At 37.8% G+C, this 18,393-nt stretch carries 16 protein-coding genes; 13 read left to right on the forward strand and 3 right to left on the reverse strand.

The genetic code is table 11. The features are described 5' to 3' along the window. Nucleotides 1–18: 18 nt before the first annotated feature. From prfA to BW946_RS06465, 11 genes are all read left to right on the forward strand, one after another. A complete protein-coding gene (gene prfA, locus BW946_RS06415) occupies nucleotides 19–1,104 on the forward strand; it encodes a peptide chain release factor 1 (RefSeq protein ID WP_076595377.1) in 1,086 nt (361 codons plus the stop codon). A 77-nt stretch (nucleotides 1,105–1,181) separates the two neighbouring features. Continuing rightward, nucleotides 1,182–1,859 (forward strand): hypothetical protein, encoded by a 678-nt coding sequence (locus BW946_RS06420; protein WP_076595378.1) that lies wholly within the window; start codon nucleotides 1,182–1,184, stop codon nucleotides 1,857–1,859. Nucleotides 1,860–1,951: 92 nt separating this feature from the next. Further along, the gene (locus BW946_RS06425; protein ID WP_076595379.1) at nucleotides 1,952–4,054 is read left to right on the forward strand and encodes a prolyl oligopeptidase family serine peptidase; all 2,103 of its coding nucleotides are present in this window, start codon (nucleotides 1,952–1,954) and stop codon (nucleotides 4,052–4,054) included. Nucleotides 4,055–4,191: 137 nt separating this feature from the next. Next, a complete protein-coding gene (locus BW946_RS06430; RefSeq protein WP_076595380.1) occupies nucleotides 4,192–7,245 on the forward strand; it encodes a reprolysin-like metallopeptidase in 3,054 nt (1,017 codons plus the stop codon). Between the two features lie 138 nt (nucleotides 7,246–7,383). Further along, nucleotides 7,384–9,504 carry a methylmalonyl-CoA mutase gene (gene scpA, locus BW946_RS06435; protein WP_076595381.1) on the forward strand — a complete coding sequence of 707 codons (2,121 nt, stop codon included), beginning with the start codon at nucleotides 7,384–7,386 and terminating at the stop codon, nucleotides 9,502–9,504. A 42-nt stretch (nucleotides 9,505–9,546) separates the two neighbouring features. Continuing rightward, nucleotides 9,547–10,533, forward strand: a complete 987-nt coding sequence (locus tag BW946_RS06440; RefSeq protein ID WP_076595519.1) for a M28 family peptidase — start codon at nucleotides 9,547–9,549, stop codon at nucleotides 10,531–10,533. Nucleotides 10,534–10,939: 406 nt separating this feature from the next. After that, nucleotides 10,940–11,674 carry a hypothetical protein gene (locus BW946_RS06445; RefSeq protein ID WP_076595382.1) on the forward strand — a complete coding sequence of 245 codons (735 nt, stop codon included), beginning with the start codon at nucleotides 10,940–10,942 and terminating at the stop codon, nucleotides 11,672–11,674. A 27-nt stretch (nucleotides 11,675–11,701) separates the two neighbouring features. Then, nucleotides 11,702–13,093, forward strand: a complete 1,392-nt coding sequence (locus BW946_RS06450; RefSeq protein WP_076595383.1) for an RtcB family protein — start codon at nucleotides 11,702–11,704, stop codon at nucleotides 13,091–13,093. Nucleotides 13,094–13,165: 72 nt separating this feature from the next. Continuing rightward, nucleotides 13,166–13,711, forward strand: coding sequence for a hypothetical protein (locus BW946_RS06455; protein WP_076595384.1), 546 nt, complete (start codon nucleotides 13,166–13,168; stop codon nucleotides 13,709–13,711). Between the two features lie 3 nt (nucleotides 13,712–13,714). Further along, entirely contained in the window at nucleotides 13,715–14,413 is a 699-nt protein-coding gene (gene prfH, locus BW946_RS06460; protein WP_076595385.1) for a peptide chain release factor H, read from the forward strand. After that, nucleotides 14,400–14,906 (forward strand): tetratricopeptide repeat protein, encoded by a 507-nt coding sequence (locus BW946_RS06465; RefSeq protein ID WP_076595520.1) that lies wholly within the window; start codon nucleotides 14,400–14,402, stop codon nucleotides 14,904–14,906. The genes prfH and BW946_RS06465 overlap by 14 nt, the downstream gene beginning before the upstream one ends. A 158-nt stretch (nucleotides 14,907–15,064) precedes the next feature. Here BW946_RS06465 and BW946_RS06470 read toward each other — a convergent pair whose 3' ends face one another. Together BW946_RS06470 and BW946_RS06475 are read right to left on the reverse strand one after the other, a co-directional pair. Beyond that, nucleotides 15,065–15,352, reverse strand: coding sequence for a c-type cytochrome (locus BW946_RS06470; RefSeq protein WP_076595386.1), 288 nt, complete (start codon nucleotides 15,350–15,352; stop codon nucleotides 15,065–15,067). A gap of 22 nt (nucleotides 15,353–15,374) precedes the next feature. Further along, a complete protein-coding gene (locus tag BW946_RS06475; RefSeq protein ID WP_076595387.1) occupies nucleotides 15,375–15,668 on the reverse strand; it encodes a c-type cytochrome in 294 nt (97 codons plus the stop codon). A gap of 195 nt (nucleotides 15,669–15,863) precedes the next feature. Here BW946_RS06475 and meaB point away from each other — a divergent pair, with 195 nt between their 5' ends. Continuing rightward, nucleotides 15,864–16,856 carry a methylmalonyl Co-A mutase-associated GTPase MeaB gene (gene meaB, locus BW946_RS06480; protein WP_076595388.1) on the forward strand — a complete coding sequence of 331 codons (993 nt, stop codon included), beginning with the start codon at nucleotides 15,864–15,866 and terminating at the stop codon, nucleotides 16,854–16,856. Here meaB and BW946_RS06485 read toward each other — a convergent pair. Beyond that, the gene (locus BW946_RS06485) at nucleotides 16,853–17,401 is read right to left on the reverse strand and encodes a DUF4251 domain-containing protein (protein WP_076595389.1); all 549 of its coding nucleotides are present in this window, start codon (nucleotides 17,399–17,401) and stop codon (nucleotides 16,853–16,855) included. The genes meaB and BW946_RS06485 overlap by 4 nt on opposite strands. Before the next feature lie 105 nt (nucleotides 17,402–17,506). Between BW946_RS06485 and BW946_RS06490 the strand changes: the two genes are divergently transcribed. Further along, entirely contained in the window at nucleotides 17,507–18,313 is an 807-nt protein-coding gene (locus tag BW946_RS06490; RefSeq protein WP_076595390.1) for a M48 family metallopeptidase, read from the forward strand. Nucleotides 18,314–18,393 lie beyond the last annotated feature (80 nt).

An 18,393-nucleotide genomic window follows, 5' to 3' on the forward strand; every position in this document is an offset into this window, starting at 1 on the left:
ACCCACAAAATTTCTACAATGTCTAAATCATTAATTCCAAAATTAGAAGCTATAAAACAAAGATATAATGAGGTGGCAGACCTTATTATACAGCCTGATGTCATTTCAGACCAAAAAAGATATTCTTCTTTGAACAAAGAATATAGTGATTTGGGAAAAATTGTAAGAGTTTATGACCAGTACAAAGGCGCTTTGGACAGTATCGCAGAATCTGAAGAAATCATTGCAGATGGTTCAGACAGAGATCTGGTAGATCTGGCTAAAGAAGAAAAAATGGAAGCTCAGGCTAAACTTCCGGGATTGGAAGAAGAGCTGAAAGTATTGCTGATCCCTAAAGATCCTGCCGATGACAAAAACGTTATCGTAGAATTACGTGCCGGAACAGGAGGTGATGAGGCAGCTATCTTCGTGGAAGATATCTACAGAATGTATACCATGTATTTCAAAACAAAAGGATGGAGACATGAAGTGACAGATTCTAATGAAGCTGCAAAAGGGTACAAAGAACTGATCATGAAAGTGGAAGGAGAGGGTGTTTACGGAATCATGAAGTTTGAATCAGGAGTTCACCGTGTGCAGCGTGTACCTGAAACAGAATCTCAGGGAAGAGTACACACTTCCGCCATTACCGTTGCTGTTCTTCCTGAAGCTGAAGAAGTAGATTTCGAACTGAATCCTGCAGATATTGAAATGCAGACTTCCCGTTCAGGAGGTGCCGGAGGTCAGAACGTAAACAAAGTTGAAACGAAAGTTCAGCTTACCCACAAGCCTTCAGGACTTGTTGTGGTTTGCCAGCAGGCTCGTTCTCAGCTCGCTAACCGTGAGTTGGCAATGGAAATGCTGAGAACAAAATTATACGATATCGAATTGCAAAAAGTACAGGGAGATATTGCAGCACAGCGTAAGTCTATGGTGTCTACAGGAGACCGTTCTGCAAAAATTAAAACCTACAATTACCCGCAAGGTAGAGTTACAGATCACAGAATCAATAAGTCTATGTACAACCTTGACGCCTATATGAATGGTGATATTTCTGAAATGATTGATGCAGTAATCATGGCAGAAAATGCAGAGAAGATGAAAGGGGAAGAAGAGAATTATTAAAATTACAATCAATAAAAACAAAGCCTCTGACTTTTCAGGGGCTTTGTTTTTTCCAATAACAAAACAAAATATTAACTATGAAAAACTACAAAATTATTTTCCTGCTGCTGCTTACCGTGATGGGACAGCAGCTGATGGCGCAGACAGAAGTAAAAAAACCTAAAGAAGCCTTTGAACTCTTCTTTGGAACTTTTGTGAATAATGATGACACAGCATTGAATAAACTTAATGATTATTTAAAACCTACAGTAGACGGACAGACTGCCTATCAGGTGGATTTTAAAGAAACTTCACAGGAAATGATCAATGGCAGTGTAGATAATTTTCTCGCTGCTTTCCCTAAATCTACGGCCGCAGATTGTAAAAAAGAAGCTGAAGATTATTTCAAAGCTATGTTTGGAAACTTTAAAACCGGAAAACTTACCGTTAAAGACGTAAAAGTAGTTCCGAATGAATATGTTGAAGGGCAAAAAATTGCAGAAATAAACTATTCCGTAAGCTTCCTGGTGCCATCAAAACTGACTTCGGGGCCCAAAGGAGATCTGAAAAAAATAAAAACGGAAGACCTTAAAAAATATTTAATTCAGGCAGTTCAGGACTTTAAAAAGGCTGATAAAACCGTTACGACAGATCAGAAATTCAGCTTATACGAACTGAAAGAAGGTGATAAAATATATTACTGGAACGGAAGCCCGGATGAGATTGTTTCCAACCTTACCGATTTTTATTTTGAAAGCTTCGGAGCCAATGAATAACCATATAAGATTATAAAGAATAGAAAGTCCCGATATAACGGGACTTTTTTTATTTCATATACTTTACGTATTTTTGAGAAAAACCGATCAGTATGAATTTTAAACCTATATTGTTAACGGCTGGAGTACTATTTTCAGCATCTTTTTATTCTCAGAAAATGAATTATCCTAAAGCGTTAAAAGGAAGCCAGACAGATACCTATTTTGGTACCGCCGTTTCTGATCCCTTCAGAGATCTGGAAAATGATTCCGAGCCTACCAAAAAATGGGTGGACGAAGAAGTAGCTTACAGCCAGAATTACCTTTCTAAAATTCCGTTCAGGGATAAAATTAAAAATCAGTTGAAGGAAATCTGGAACTATGAAAAGATTTCAGCACCTTTCAAAGAAGGAGATTATACCTATTATTATAAAAATGACGGTCTGCAGGCGCAATCTGTTTTGTACAGAACAAACAATAAGACCAATGCTACAGAAGTATTTTTAGATCCTAATAAATTTTCAGAAAAAGGAACTACTTCACTTTCCAATCTTTCATTCAACAAAAAAGGAAATCTTGCGGCGTATTCTATTTCTGAAGGCGGAAGTGACTGGAATAAGATCATCATCATTGATGCTGTTACCAAGAAACAAATTGACGAGACTTTACTGGATGTGAAATTCAGTGGAATTTCATGGCAGGGAGACGAAGGTTTCTATTATTCAAGCTATGATAAACCGAAAGAAGGAACTGTACTTTCCGGAATGACGGATAAGCATAAAGTATACTTTCACAAATTGGGAACAAAACAGTCTGAGGATAAACTGATTTTCGGAGGTGAAAAGACACCAAGAAGATACCTGAGCGCTGGTGTTTCTGAAGACCAGAGATACCTTATCATTTCTGCAGCTAATGCAACCAATGGTAATGAATTATATATCAAAGACCTGAAAAAAGGAGGAGACTTTGTACAAATTGTAAGCGGATTTGATATCAATGCTGACATTGTAGATACACAAGGTGATGACCTTTTCATTTTTACCGATAAAGATGCCCCGAATATGCGTCTTGTAAAAACTACAATCGCTAATCCGGCTCCTGCAACATGGAAAGATGTAATTCCACAGACAGAAAATGTACTGGGAATCTCTTCCGGGGGAGGCTATTTCTTTGCAACTTATATGATTGATGCCATCGATCAGGTAAAGCAGTTTGATAAAACAGGAAAACTGGTTAGAGAAATTACACTTCCCGGTAAAGGAAATATTTCAGGATTCGGAGGAAAAGAAAAAGAGAAAGATGTTTATTTCTCTTTCAGCAATTATATTACACCAGGAACTACTTATAAATTTAATGTAGACTCAGGAAAATCTGAAGTCTATCAAAAGCCTAAAGTGAAGTTTAATCCGGATGATTATGTTTCAGAACAGGTATTTTACACGTCAAAAGACGGGACAAAAGTTCCTATGATGATCAACTATAAGAAAGGAACAAAGCTGGATGGTAAAAATCCTACTATTCTATACTCTTACGGAGGTTTCAATATCAGTCTGCAGCCTTCATTCTCTGTAGTAAACGCTATCTGGATGGAAAATGGCGGCATCTATGCTGTTCCAAACATCCGTGGAGGAGGAGAATATGGTAAGAAATGGCATGATGCAGGAACAAAACAGCAGAAGAAAAACGTTTTTGAAGACTTTATCGCTGCCGGAGAATACCTTCAGAGTAAAGGATATACTTCAAAAGAATACATGGCGTTGTCAGGAAGATCAAACGGAGGATTGCTGGTAGGGGCAACAATGACCATGAGACCGGATCTGGCAAGAGTTGCCTTCCCTGGAGTTGGAGTTTTGGATATGCTGAGGTATAATAAATTTACTGCCGGAGCAGGATGGTCTTACGACTATGGTACTGCAGAGGACAGCAAAGAAATGTTTGAATACCTTAAGTCCTACTCTCCTGTACACAATGTAAAAGCAGGAACATGCTATCCATCTACAATGATCATCACCAGTGATCATGATGACAGAGTAGTTCCGGCACACTCGTTCAAATTCGGAGCAGAACTTCAGGAGAAACAGGCATGTAAAAATCCTATTCTACTGAGAATTGAGAAAAATGCAGGTCATGGAGCCGGAAGATCAACAGATCAGGTAATTAGTGAAAATGCAGATCTTATATCATTTGCTTTATTTGAGATGGGAATAAAGAAATAATTCTAAAAAAGAATAATATTTATCAAACCGGCTATTTTTTTTAAAATTAACCGGTTTTTTTATGGAGTTATTGTTTATAATTCTTATTTTTATGCCGGATATTTAAAGTTTATTAATTCTAAATTAATTAGGTAATTATGAAAAAAAGAATTTTACTGGTTTGTGCATTGGCTGCTGGGCTGTCCAGCTTTAATGCGCAGAGGTGGGAACCGGCCTCGCAAAGAACATCAGAGATCAGAAAAGAAGTAGAAGTTCAGTATTCTTACAGGTTTGATTTGCAGTCTCTTAGGAATATTCTGAAAGACGCTGTAGAAACTGGAAAAGGAGCTCAGGCGGTTATTGTATCTCTACCAACTGCGGAGGGAAAAATTGAAAAATTTGCTGTTTATAGTGATCCTGTTATGGAAAAATCTATGGCAGAAAGATACCAGTTGGGTTCTTACGTTGGTGTAGGAGTAGATGATCCTGGTAAATATGTAAGATTCAGTACTGCACCTACTGAAATGCAGTCGATGATTATCAAAGACGGGAAATTTCAGTTTATAGAACCTATTACTACAGATAAGCAGGTTTATGGTGTTTTCTATAAAACGAAAAGAACAGAAAGCGAGCACGGATTTGAATGCTCTACGGACGAAAAGAACTTAAAAGACATAAAGTCATTAGAAGCCAATGGAAAAAAGACTCTTTCTAATGTAGGAATCACAAGCCGACCGTCAAGTACAAAATTCAGAACGTACAGATTAGCAATTTCTGTTACAGGAGAATATACCCAATACTTTATGAATTTGGCAGGTGTACCAGCCACAGCTACAGATGATCAAAAGAGAGCTCCGGCATTGGTTGCAATTAACAATACGATGAGCCGTGTGAACGGAGTATTTCAAAAAGACTTTGGAATAAAATTATTGGTTCAGAATTTCCCAAATATTATCTATACAGATCCAAATACAGACCCTTATTCAATTGCTGATGATGGTGTAGATGGAGCTTGGAATCTGGAACTTCAGAATGCTATGACGGCTCAGGTAACCAATGCCAACTATGATATCGGACACTTATTTGGTGCTTCAGGAGGAGGTGGAAATGCTGGATGTATCGGTTGTATATGTGTCGATCCAACCACTAGTGTACCTGCGGGTAAGGGATCAGGATTTACTTCGCCATCTAATAACGTTCCAAGTGGCGATTCTTTTGATATCGATTATGTTGCTCACGAAATGGGGCATCAGTTAGGAGGAAATCATACATTTTCAAATAAATCGGAAGGAAGTAATGTTAATGTAGAACCAGGAGGAGGAACTACAATAATGGGATATGCAGGGATTACAAGCGATAATGTTCAAATGTCTTCGGATGCCTATTTCCATTACAAATCCGTAGATCAGATTTTAACAAATTTGGAAGGTAAGCCTGCTACATGTGGTACATCAGAAAATATTACTAATAATACACCTCCTGTAATAGCAGCGCTTACATCATATACAGTTCCTAAAGGAACCGCTTATTATCTTGATGCATCAGCAACAGATGCAGAAGGAGATGCAGTTAATTATACTTGGGAACAAACAAATAGTGTTACCGGACTAGCTTCAATTTCCGGAGACACAGGATGGGGATACAATACACAGGGTGCTTTGACTAGATCCCGTTTTGGAACAGCTAGTGGAAGAAGGTATTTCCCAAGCCTTCCTCTAGTGATGAATGGAATTCTTACCAATAAAACAGACGCAGCAAATAATCCAAATCCAAACTGGGAAACTGTATCTTATGTTCCTAGGACTTTGAGCTATGCTGTAACCGTTAGAGATCAAAATGCACAAAGACCAATGTTGTCTTCTTCAGAAGTTAATACGGTTATTGGTAATGATGGGCCTTTTAAATTTAACGGACTTACCTCATCATCAGTACTTTATAAAAATGCTAATAACATTATTCAGTGGGAAGTAGCTAATACAAATGCAGCTCCTTACAATTCACCTACTGTAAAGATAGATTACACTTCTGATAACGGTACAACCTGGACAGATTTGGTTGCTTCTACTCCTAATACAGGTAGCTTTACAGTGCAGATGCCAAACACCATTACAACACCAATTAAGTTGAGAATATCATCTATTGGTAACGTTTTCTATGCTGTTTCTCCTCAGGTTACTGTTGCAGATGCACCTACTTCTACCACTGCAGCACCAACAGGGCTTACTACAATAAATACAGAAGTATTTAAAACAACAGCAAGAGTTTCATGGAACAGTGTACCTGGAGCATCTTATTCTGTTAACTATAGAAAACAAGGAACTTCAAACTGGTCAAATACAACAAGTACAACAAATTCGGTTATATTAACAGGTCTTGAAGATGAAACAAATTATGAAGTACAGGTTGCTGCTGTTGTAAACAGTGTTCCTGGAACATTCTCTAATAATTATATATTTAAGACAAACGGCTTAAAGACTGGAATTGATTACTGTTTAATGAACTCAGGAACATCTTATGTAGGAGCAATCAGAAAAATAACAGTATCTAACCTTGTTTACGACGACCCTTCATTAAGATCATATAAAGATCTATCTGAGGATCCTAGTAAGATTGTTAACCTGGTTCAGGGAACAGCCTACACCATTACACCTGTGGTAAGACAAGCGTTTAGTAGCTCAAATGTACCTTTAAATGTTTCTGTTTGGATTGATTACAATAGAAATGGAGTATTTGAACTATCTGAAAGAGTAGTTACTGTTTCAGGACTTGTCCCTCCAGGAAGTGTGAGCTTTGGAGCGCAAAACTTTACAGTACCTTCAACAACATATGCTGGAGACAAACTTTTAAGAATGAGAATTGTTACCAAGTATAACACTGGTGCTTTAGCTAGTGCATGTGGAGACATTACAACAGGAGGTGGTTCAGTAATGGATCTGCCTGTGAAAATTACAGGTACTCTTGCTGTAAACGAAACAAAAGATGTAAAATCATCTGAAATTTCGATTTACCCGAACCCTGCAGATACTTTCGTAGAAGTTAAAAATCTGAAAGGAAAAGCAGATTATAAAATCTACACTGCTGATGGAAGATTAGCTCAGGAAGGACAGATTGATGGACAAAGAATTAATGTTGCTTCATTAATCAAAGGGATGTATGTGATCACTATCAAAGATGATAAAAATACTTACAATACGAAGCTTATCAAAAAATAAGCAGACGATATACCAATAAGAATGGCCGGGCATTTGCCCGGCCATTTTCTTTTGCTAAATTAAAGTAAAACAGAATATTAACATAAGTTTCATGTTTCGTTCAAAAAAATTAACTTTACGGGGACAAAAATAATTGGAATGCGAAAGACAATTTCTGTGAAAAAACCGGATTTTAGTGTATCATCTCATGAAAGAGAGATTTACAATTTTGAAAAAGATGGTCTTGAACTCAAATCATCCTATGAAAAAAAAGATGTAAAAGATGAATCATTAACGCAGACTTCTCCAGGAATTGCTCCCTATCTGAGAGGGCCGTATTCTACCATGTATGTTCAGAAGCCATGGACCATCCGTCAGTATGCGGGATTTTCCACTGCCGAAGAATCCAATGCCTTCTATAGGAGAAACCTTGCCGCAGGTCAGAAAGGCCTTTCAGTTGCATTTGACCTTGCAACACACAGAGGATATGATTCCGACCATTCAAGGGTGGTAGGAGATGTAGGAAAAGCAGGAGTAGCCATCGACTCTGTGGAAGACATGAAGATCCTTTTCAATGAAATTCCACTGGATCAGATTTCAGTATCCATGACCATGAACGGTGCTGTACTTCCTATTCTGTCTTTCTACATCGTAGCGGCAGAAGAGCAGGGGGTAAAACAGGAACTGCTTTCAGGAACTATTCAGAATGATATTTTGAAAGAATTCATGGTGAGAAATACTTACATCTATCCGCCGGCACCTTCTATGAAGATCATCGCAGATATTTTTGAATATACTTCTCAAAACATTCCGAAATTCAACTCTATTTCCATTTCCGGATACCATATGCAGGAAGCAGGTGCTACACCGGTACTTGAAATGGCTTACACGCTGGCAGATGGTCTTGAGTATGTAAGAACAGGAATAAAAGCAGGAATGAACGTAGACGATTTCGCTCCAAGGCTTTCTTTCTTCTGGGCAATCGGGATGAATCATTTCATGGAAATTGCGAAAATGCGTGCTGCAAGATATATCTGGGCAACCCTTTTAAAACAGTTTAATCCTCAGAATCCAAAATCTCTGGCGTTAAGAACCCATTCACAGACTTCAGGATGGTCTTTAACAGAGCAGGAGCCTTTCAATAATATTACAAGAACAGCTATTGAAGCCTTATCTTCAGCATTAGGAGGAACGCAGTCTCTTCATACCAACGCACTGGATGAAGCCATCGCCCTTCCTACAGATTATTCGGCAAAAATTGCAAGAAATACACAGATCATTCTTCAGCAGGAAAGCGGAATATGTGATGTGGTAGATCCGATGGGTGGAAGCAACCTCGTGGAAAGCCTTACTCAGCAAATGATTGAAGAGGCGATGAGGTATATTGATGAGGTAGAGCAGGAAGGAGGAATGACCAAAGCCATCGAAGCCGGAATTCCAAAAATGAGAATTGAAGAAGCTGCCGCGAAAAAACAGGCTAAAATCGACAGTGGTGAGGAATTCATTATCGGAGTCAATTCATTCAAATCCTCACTGAAGCAGGATCAGATTGAAATCTTAGACATTGACAATACCGAAGTTCGCAGAAAACAGATTGAAAGACTGAATACAATCAAAGCAGAAAGAAATACTGAAGCTGTAGAGCAAATCCTGAACGAAATCCGCGAAAGCGCTAAGACAGGAAAAGGAAACCTGCTGGCATTATGCATCGAAGCAGCCAGAAGAAGAGTTACCCTTGGTGAGATGAGCGATGCCATGGAAGAAACATTCGGAAGATATAAAGCAAATATTAAAACAATCTCTGGTGTATACGCAATGAATGCCGGTAAAAATGAATACTTTGAAAAAGCCCTTCATCTGACTCAGAAATTTGAAGAAGAAGAAGGACGCCGCCCAAGACTTATGGTCGCTAAAATGGGACAGGATGGTCACGACAGAGGTGCTAAAGTTGTAGCCACAGCATTTGCAGATATGGGATTTGACGTGGATGTTGCTCCATTATTCCAGACCCCTGAAGAAGTGGCGAAACAGGCTGTAGAAAATGATATCCACATTTTAGGTGTTTCTTCATTAGCCGCCGGACACAAAACATTAGTTCCGCAGGTTGTTGAAGAATTATCCAAACTGGGAGCAGATGATATTACCATCGTTGTGGGAGGAGTAATTCCGCAGCAGGATTATGAATTCCTGTATGCCAATGGGGCAGATTTTATTTTCGGACCAGGAACCAATCTTCCGAAATGCGCAGTGGAAATTTTAGAAAGATTTTTAGAAAAATAATCAGAAAAGCTTTAATTTCAGGTTGAAATTAAAATGCAACCTATGAATCTGAAAAATATAATAAAGCCTGCAAGGAAAAAACTGTTTCTTCTTGTAGGCTTATTTATTATCGCTGGTGTTGTCCTGTTAGCGTCTGGAAACGAAAGTATATCCATACAAGACTCAAAAATTGTGGCAGATACTTCTTTGGTAAGAAAACATTTAACAGCTCTTACCCAAACACCGCAATTTAGAAACTATAAAAATATAGACCAGCTAAATGCGGTTGCAGACTATATCCATCAGACTTTTAATACGTATGGTGACAGCACCGCTTACCAGGAATATAAAGTAGATGGAAAAATATATAAAAACGTAATCACTTCCTTTGGAACAGAAAATAAAAAAAGAATTATCATAGGGGCTCATTACGATGTCTGTGGAGATCAGCAGGGTGCAGATGATAACGCCACCGGAGTTACAGCGCTTTTGGAGCTGGCAAGAATGTTGAAAGAGCAAAAATTGAAGTACAGAGTAGATCTTGTAGCCTACACATTGGAAGAACCTCCTTATTTCAGGACCGAAAACATGGGAAGTTATGTCCATGCAAAATACTTAAAAGACAACAATATCGATGTGTATGGAATGGCCAGCGTGGAAATGATCGGCTATTTCAGAGATGAGAAAGGATCGCAGAGCTTTCCTTTAGGAATCCTTTCGTGGTTTTATGGAGATAAAGGAGATTTTATTACTCTGGTTAAAAAGTTCAGTGGGGCAGGCCCATTTGTAAAAAACTTTATCAACAATTTTAAAGGTTCAGGGCAGATTAAAACCGAAACATTTTCAGCCCCCAAATTTGTTGCAGGAATAGACTTTTCCGATCATCTTAACTATTGGAGTTTTGATTTCCCCGCACTCATGATCACTGATTCATCCTTTTTCAGAAATAAAAATTATCATGAACCCACAGACACTCTGGAAACCCTCGATACAAAGAGAATGACAAAGGTTGTTGATGCCATTTTTCTCAGCATTATTCACCTTAAGTGAAAAAAAATATTTTGATTTTCAGAAAAATGTATATATTTGCACCTGAAAATCAAGTTTAACCAATAAAAAACAACGAAGCAATGTTCAGAACAAAACAGAATTCTACAGTTGGATTGCCACTTATGGTGGTAGGGCTTCGCGGTTTGGTACATTCTTAGAATAACAGTACAATGAAATATCAAAACCCGAAGTCGTAGAGATTTCGGGTTTTTTATTGCGCAATATTTCAAACTTCAAGTTTCCCCGAAATCTTTTTTAGTGTCATTAAAGACAAAATAGGATGAAGTATATTACTCAGAACTATTATTGTCTATTATTAATCCATTCAACTAGTGTTTTAGTTGATTGAAAGTTGTGTGAGATAAAATAAAAACATTTATGATCTCACATCATACTTCTGTGAACAATGGAAAATGATAACCTTCTGTTCTCCCGCCTGAGAAGCGTGAGAAGCAGAAAAAGAACAATTAGAAAAGATGTAGAAAGGCAGATAAGAGCAAAATACGAACGTAGTAGAGAACTCTGGAAAATAAGAAAAAATCTTCCGTTGATGCCATTGGATAAACCCTATCAAAAAGGATTTGTAAGATTCTTTGTAGTAAGAAATGATGTAAAACAATCCAAAGACAGAGATTTTTTCGAAGGAATTTTAAAGAAGATCAATACCTATATGTATTCTGATAACCGAAAATTTCTAAAAAAGAAAAGAAAATTTGGAAGGAAAATATATGTAGAAAGAGAGCAGAAGCTCAGGTATATTACTTCATTTTCCTGGAATTATCCAAAATTAGAACTTACCGATAGAGAAAGACAATACTTTGAAAAGAAAGAAGATTATTACCCTGTCCGTAAGATATTCGGAACCTACTACCAATTTACTGAACCACGGAGATTTACTCTGAGGGTAAAACCCAATATGATTACCCATTACAAACCCCTGGATTTGGAGCTGGAAAAAGAATATGCGGCGCTGGATTCCTATTTGGGACAGCATAAGGTAATAGGGATTATTCACAAGACTATTTTATGTAAGTCGAATCCATGGAAAGAAACGTATCAAAGAAAACTTATCAAAAGCAGGAAATATGTTACCTGCACAATGTCTGCAACAGAGATTGCAGAAAGCTTAGAGGACTTATAAGTCCAACTGTTATTTAAAACAAAAACAATGGGAAATTTAAAACTAAAAGAAAAAGATATATTAAAACTGGGCTATCCAAATAACCAAAGCGTAAACGTAGCCCTGGAAGTTATGAAAAGAAATTTTGCAACGAAGAATATTCACCACGTAAAATCTCTTTTAAAGGAAATCCTGCTGAATCCGGAAGAATTTGAAAAAGATCTCACCTTCGGACAAATTGCAGAAACCTTGCTTTCATCCAAAAAAACAGAAAAAAGAATGCTGAATTCACAGCGTGCTTCCTTTCAGATTTTTGGTACCAACATTTCAGAAGAGGCAAAAAATCAGTTATACACTGCTTTGAAACTGCCAATTTCTACTCAGGGAGCATTAATGCCCGATGCCCACAGCGGCTATGGACTTCCCATCGGAGGTGTCTTGGCGGTGGAAAATGCAGTAATCCCTTACGGAGTAGGAATGGATATAGGCTGCAGAATGAGCCTCAGTATTTTGGATACACCCGTTTCATATCTTGAAGGAGCAAGAGATAAATATGAAAAAGCGCTTGCCGAACACACAAAATTCGGAATGTATGAGACTCATAAATCTCACATAGACCATGAGATATTTGAAAGAGATACATTCGATATGATCCCGATCTTAAGGAGATTAAAGGGAAAAGCCATCAAACAGATGGGATCCTCAGGCGGAGGAAATCACTTTGTGGAATTCGGAGAAGTGGAAATCACTGAAGAAGACGAACAGATTGGCCTGCCTAAAGGAAAATATCTGGGAATACTTTCTCACAGCGGTTCAAGAGGCCTGGGGGCGGAAATCGCACAGTATTATTCAAGAATGGCTACAGAGCAATGTCCGTTACCGAAAGAAGCACAAAACTTCGCATGGCTGGATTTGAGTACCCATCTTGGATTGGAATACTGGACAGCAATGAATCTGGCCGGAGATTATGCTTCAGCCTGTCATGATGATATTCACAGAAGGCTGGTAAAAGCCGTTGGTGGAAGAGTAAAAGCCAGAATTGAGAACCATCACAACTTTGCCTGGAAAGAAATCCATAACGGTAAAGAAGTGATTGTTCACCGAAAGGGTGCTACGCCTGCCAATGAAAATGAATTAGGAATGATTCCTGGATCAATGACAGCAAAAGGATTCATTGTTCGCGGAAAAGGAAATCCGGGATCTCTGAACTCCGCATCTCATGGTGCAGGAAGAGCACATTCCAGAGGAGAATGCAGAAGCCTTTTCACTCAGCATGATATCAAAAAAGAATTGAAGCTTAAGAATGTCACACTGATGGGCGGAAATGCTGAAGAAGCTCCTATGGCTTACAAAGATATTAATGAAGTGATGAATGCACAAAGTGAGCTGGTAGATATTCTGGGAACATTCCAGCCGAGAATTGTGAGAATGGACAAATAATTAGCCTGATACCTTACAACCTTATAGGTTTCAATGTAAGGTTTAATCAGGAAACATTTAAAAACAAAAAAAATGGGAGCACCACATAACATAAAAAGATACGGTGAAGTCTGGCCGGAATTCAGAATTCGGTTCGGACTCGAAATTTTAAATCAATTAAAAGATAAAGTCATTATATCAGGGGGCTGGGCGTGGCATTTTATGTCGGAAAAAGGACATACGGAATACAAACATGCCCATGACCACAAGGATATTGATGTTTTTGTAAAAAAAGAAAATGTAGCAGAAGTAGTTATCATTCTTCAGCAGAAAGGATTCCAGAAAGTCTGGACCCGATATGACCATCTGCCAAGTGAAGAAAACTTTCGCAGGTATGAAAAAACGGTTGAGCTGGAAAATGAAAAACTTTACAGAATTACCATAGATTTCTTTGAAAGAGATGATCTAGAGACATTAGAAACCAATGGTTTTACCGTTGTGAGGCCTGATATTTTACTTTCTTTTTACAGAAATATTCACTCCAGTGATAAATGCTGGGCAGTGATGGCCGCAAAAGAACTATTACAAAAGGGAATAAATCCGGTAGGAAACCCTTTATTAAGCAAAATGCCAACATAAAAAATGGAAAAATTAATACAGATCACTTCAGGAAGAGGTCCTTTAGAATGCCAGTGGGTAGTAGCCAGGGTTCTGAAGACTTTTCTTGAAGAGGCAAAACAAAATACAATAGAATACGAAATCATTCATCGTGAAAACGGTGATGAAAATCTCACTTTGAAATCAGTGACTGTGCTTTTAACAGGAAAAGACCTAACCCCATTCTTAAAAAACTGGCTGGGAAGCGTCTGCTGGATTGGAAAAAGTACCTTCAGGAAGCTGCATAAAAGAAGCAACTGGTTCATCGGAATTTTTGAACTGGAAAATGTAAAAATGATTGATTTCAATGAAAAAGATATCCGGTTTCAAACAGCGAGAAGCCAGGGAAGCGGAGGACAAAACGTAAACAAAGTGAATACTGCAGTGCGTGCCACTCATATTCCCACTAAAGAAACTGTTTTTGTACAGGATTCCCGTTCACAGCTTGAGAATAAAAAACTATCCATTAGCAGATTAAAAGAAAAGGTAACGGCAGTTTATATCCAACAGCTGGAAAGAAAGCTGAAAGAAACCTGGGCACTTCAAATGCAGGTAGAACGCGGAAATCCGGTTCGTACATTTTCAGGAACAGATTTTAAAAAGAATTATGAAGACAAGACATTCAAAAAACAAAGGAATGCCTTGAAAAATGACCTTAAAAACTACAAAAATGACCTTAACTAAAAGCAAATATTATTTTGAAGCATTAGACTATTTTCCATTCAATCTTTCTGAATGCCTGGATGCGCTGAACTACGCACTGTCTTATGAGCCTGAAGATGCAGACAGCCTGTGTCTGATGGGAAGAATATATTCCGAAGAACTGAAGGATTATGAAACAGCAAAGAAATACTTTGATGAAGCCATGCAGAGTAACATTTCAAATATCAATATTCCCAAATATTATATTGAATGTCTTTTGAATAATGAAGATTACAAAGAAGCAGAAAAACTGATTGAATTCGCTCTGAAATTAAAAGGAATAGATAAGTCGGAAATTCTGAACTGCATGTCTCTTCTTCATGAAAGAAACTTTGAATACAAGCAGGCTTTAGGAATTCTTAAAGAAGCCAAAAAATTTGCTTACACCCGCGCTGCACTTGAAGTGATTGAAGACAGAGAAAAATTAGTCAAAGGAAAGGTTACCAGAACACGAACCGTAAAAAAGGCAGAATAATCTGGCTTTTGACTTATAATAGAAATAGTGTGACTGCCTCAAAAGCTAAATCATTTGATTTTTGTCATTCTGACGAAGAAAGAATCCCATTGATAACAATAAACATGAGATTCTTTACTCCATTTTATTTCATTCAGAATGACAATTTTGAGGCAGTCTTATTTCTTATTAACGGAGATAAGATAATCATACACCATTTGATGCTGGTCATCAGTAAGCTTAGCCTTTGGAGCCATTCTGCTTAAAGTGTTGATCCATCCTTTGTCATCATGCTTGGTAGGTTCCGGCAGCTTATGACATTTTGCACAGGAATTTTCGAAAATCGTTTTTCCTTGTGCCAGCTGCTCAGATGAGGTATATTTGGGCCCTGTAACAGCCACACTTTTTGGTCCGCACGATACCAGTAATGCGGATGCTGCAATACCTGTTAAAATGAATTTTTTCATATCCTATGATTTTGTTTGATGATTATTTCTTCACAGAAACAATATAATCATAAACCCATTGATGCTGTTCATCCGTTAATTTTGCTTTTGGAGCCATAGAATTCATGATTCCTACCCACTGTACAGGATTGTGTGAAGCAGGATCAGGTAATTTATGACATCTTCCACAAGAGTTTTCAAAGATTGTTTTCCCCTGTGCAATCTGTTCCGCAGTAGATGTTGAAGTACCTGGAGCAGCACTGGATGTAGCAGCTTTCGGCGTACAGGAAACCAGCAAAATTGCAGTAAACGATGCCGCAGCGATGAGTTTTTTCATGTTTCTTTTTTGATATATAACAAATGTAATAAATTCCTTCAGCCTTTGATACAAGCTGTTCTAGTTTTAATTTAGAAGAAATAAAAATTAAATCAATGAAAAATTGCAATATTAAATCAAACAATTTTAGTCTTTTAGCCGATCAATATAAGCCGGGTATTGACCATTCGCATTTTAATTGTTAATTTTGAATCAATGAAATTTTCTACAGAAGAGTTAATAGAGGGAATACAGTCAGGAAACAAACGCCTGATTGCAAAAGCTATTACATTGGTTGAAAGTAAAAAAGCAGAACACAGAGTACAGGCGGAAGAACTTTTGAAGAAAATTATGCCTCTTACCGGAAACTCTGTGAGAGTAGGAGTAACGGGAGTTCCCGGAGCAGGAAAATCTACTTTTATAGAAAACTTCGGACGCCTCGTAATTGCACAAGGCAAGAAAGTGGCTGTTCTCGCTATTGATCCTAGTTCGGCCATCAACAAAGGAAGTATTTTGGGAGATAAAACCAGAATGGAGGAGCTTGCCAAAGAAGAAAACGCATTCATCCGTCCTTCTCCCAGCTCAGGATTTCTTGGAGGAGTAGCCAATACTACTTTTGAAACCATGATGATCTGCGAGGCTGCAGGATACGATTATATTTTAATAGAAACCGTAGGAGTAGGGCAGTCTGAAGTACTGGTAGCTGATATTACTGATGTTTTTTTATTCCTTAAAATCATTGGGGGAGGAGACGAACTTCAGGGTATTAAACGAGGAATTATGGAAATGGTTGACCTTATTTTTATCAATAAAGTGGATCAGGATAACCTTCAGAAAGCGAAAAATACAAGACTTGAACTGAAAAGAGCTTTAGATTTCATTCCCCCTAAAGAAAAAGGCTGGAAGATCCCTGTGCTATTAGGATCTGCTCTTCATAACGAAGGATTACAGGAAGTCTATGATACAATATTCGAATTTATTGACCTCAAAAAGAAAAGCGGCCGTTTTGAAGAAATCCGCGTTCAGCAGGCTGAAAAACGATTTGAATATTGGGTTCAGGAATATATTTTATCCCTGATGAAAAAGAGTGATGCATTAGAAGAAGCTTATCACATGCATAAAAAAAATGCTTCAGCTATGATTTCCAATCCAAGTACTGAAGCAAAATTATTTGTTGAGAAGTTCTTATCTAACGAAAACAGGGATTAAGGTTTCTCTTTTTCCTGCTTTATCTCCGTTTTTGAAACATATCCGTCATAAGTAATTGGTTGTCTGTCGTTACTTCTCATAGAAACGAAAGCCTTACCGTTTTTAAAAATTTCTATATTTACTTCATCTACATTTCTTGCATCTTTAGGCTTGAATTTTAAAGTCCAGGTTCCCTTTTTATTCTGAGTTTTAGTTACGGTAAAATCTTTTGAAGTAAATCGGTAGCTGTTATCACTTGTGTTTCCGTAAGTTGGATTGAAAAGTCTTCCAAAATAGGGTAATACCACATCCAGTGTATTTTTACTGACATCAATGGTATAGTCTCCATTCAGATTCAGCATTCTTGTTGCAGTAGAATTAGGCATTGAGTTCATGACATTAATAACATCATAATTCGTAGGATTGGCTCTTTGTGCATAGAAGGTAAACTCCTGGGAATTCACCAAAGTGTCTACTGTTTTCGGATCTAATGAACCTTGTGAAGCACAGCTCTGAAATAAGAACAGGAATCCAAAAATCATCAGTAAAGAAATATACTTTTTCATAATGATATAATTATTAAATTTAAACAGCAAAATGTATGCAAATATATTCTTTCTGAAATATTTTGGAATAAAAATTGTTAATGTTGAATTATTAACACTCAAAATATGAAAGTTACACATCTATTAGGAATGGGAGCTATTGCTCTGTCGGCTGTTGCCTGTACTACAAACCCTATTACGGGCAGGTCTTCTTTACAGCTGGCCAACAATTCGGAAATTTTAACAATGTCTTCACAGGAATACAGAACGACATTGTCTAAAGGTAAAGTAATTACCGGTACGGCAGATGCAAAGAGAGTGGTAAATGTAGGAAACAGAATTAAAAATGCAGCAGAAAGATATTATCAGAGTATTGGAAGATCAGCGGATCTTGCAAGTTATAGCTGGGAATTCAATCTTTTGCAAAGCAATGAGCTGAACGCCTGGTGTATGCCTGGTGGAAAAGTAGCAGTTTATACCGGAATATTACCGGTAACAAAAGATGATAACGGACTTGCCGTAGTAATGGGACATGAAGTTTCTCACGCACTGGCAGGCCACGGAAACGAAAGAATCTCTCAGGCAATGGTAGCTCAGTATGGAGGTGCAATCCTGGGAGGAACAATATCAAATTCACAATGGGCAAGTGTTTTCCAGAAGGTGTATCCTATCGGTTCACAGGTTGCTTTATTGAAATATGGAAGAGGTCAGGAATCTGAAGCCGATGAAATGGGTCTTTACCTGATGTCTATGGCAGGATATGATCCGAGAGCGGCCATTCCTTTCTGGAACAGAATGGAAGCAGCATCTACAGGAGCAAGGCAGCCTGAGTTCTTATCTACCCACCCGAATCCGGAAACAAGAATTTCAGATATCAATAAGGATCTTCCGAAAGCATTGCAATATTATAAGGCTGCGGGAGGTAAAATATAATTAGAATTTTAATCTTGAGTAAGGCCTTATTAAATTTTTAGTAAATTTGGTAAGGCTTTTTTATAAATCACCTAAACACA

The sequence above is a fragment of the Chryseobacterium sp. RU33C genome, assembly GCF_900156015.1.
Lineage (GTDB): Bacteria > Bacteroidota > Bacteroidia > Flavobacteriales > Weeksellaceae > Chryseobacterium > Chryseobacterium candidae.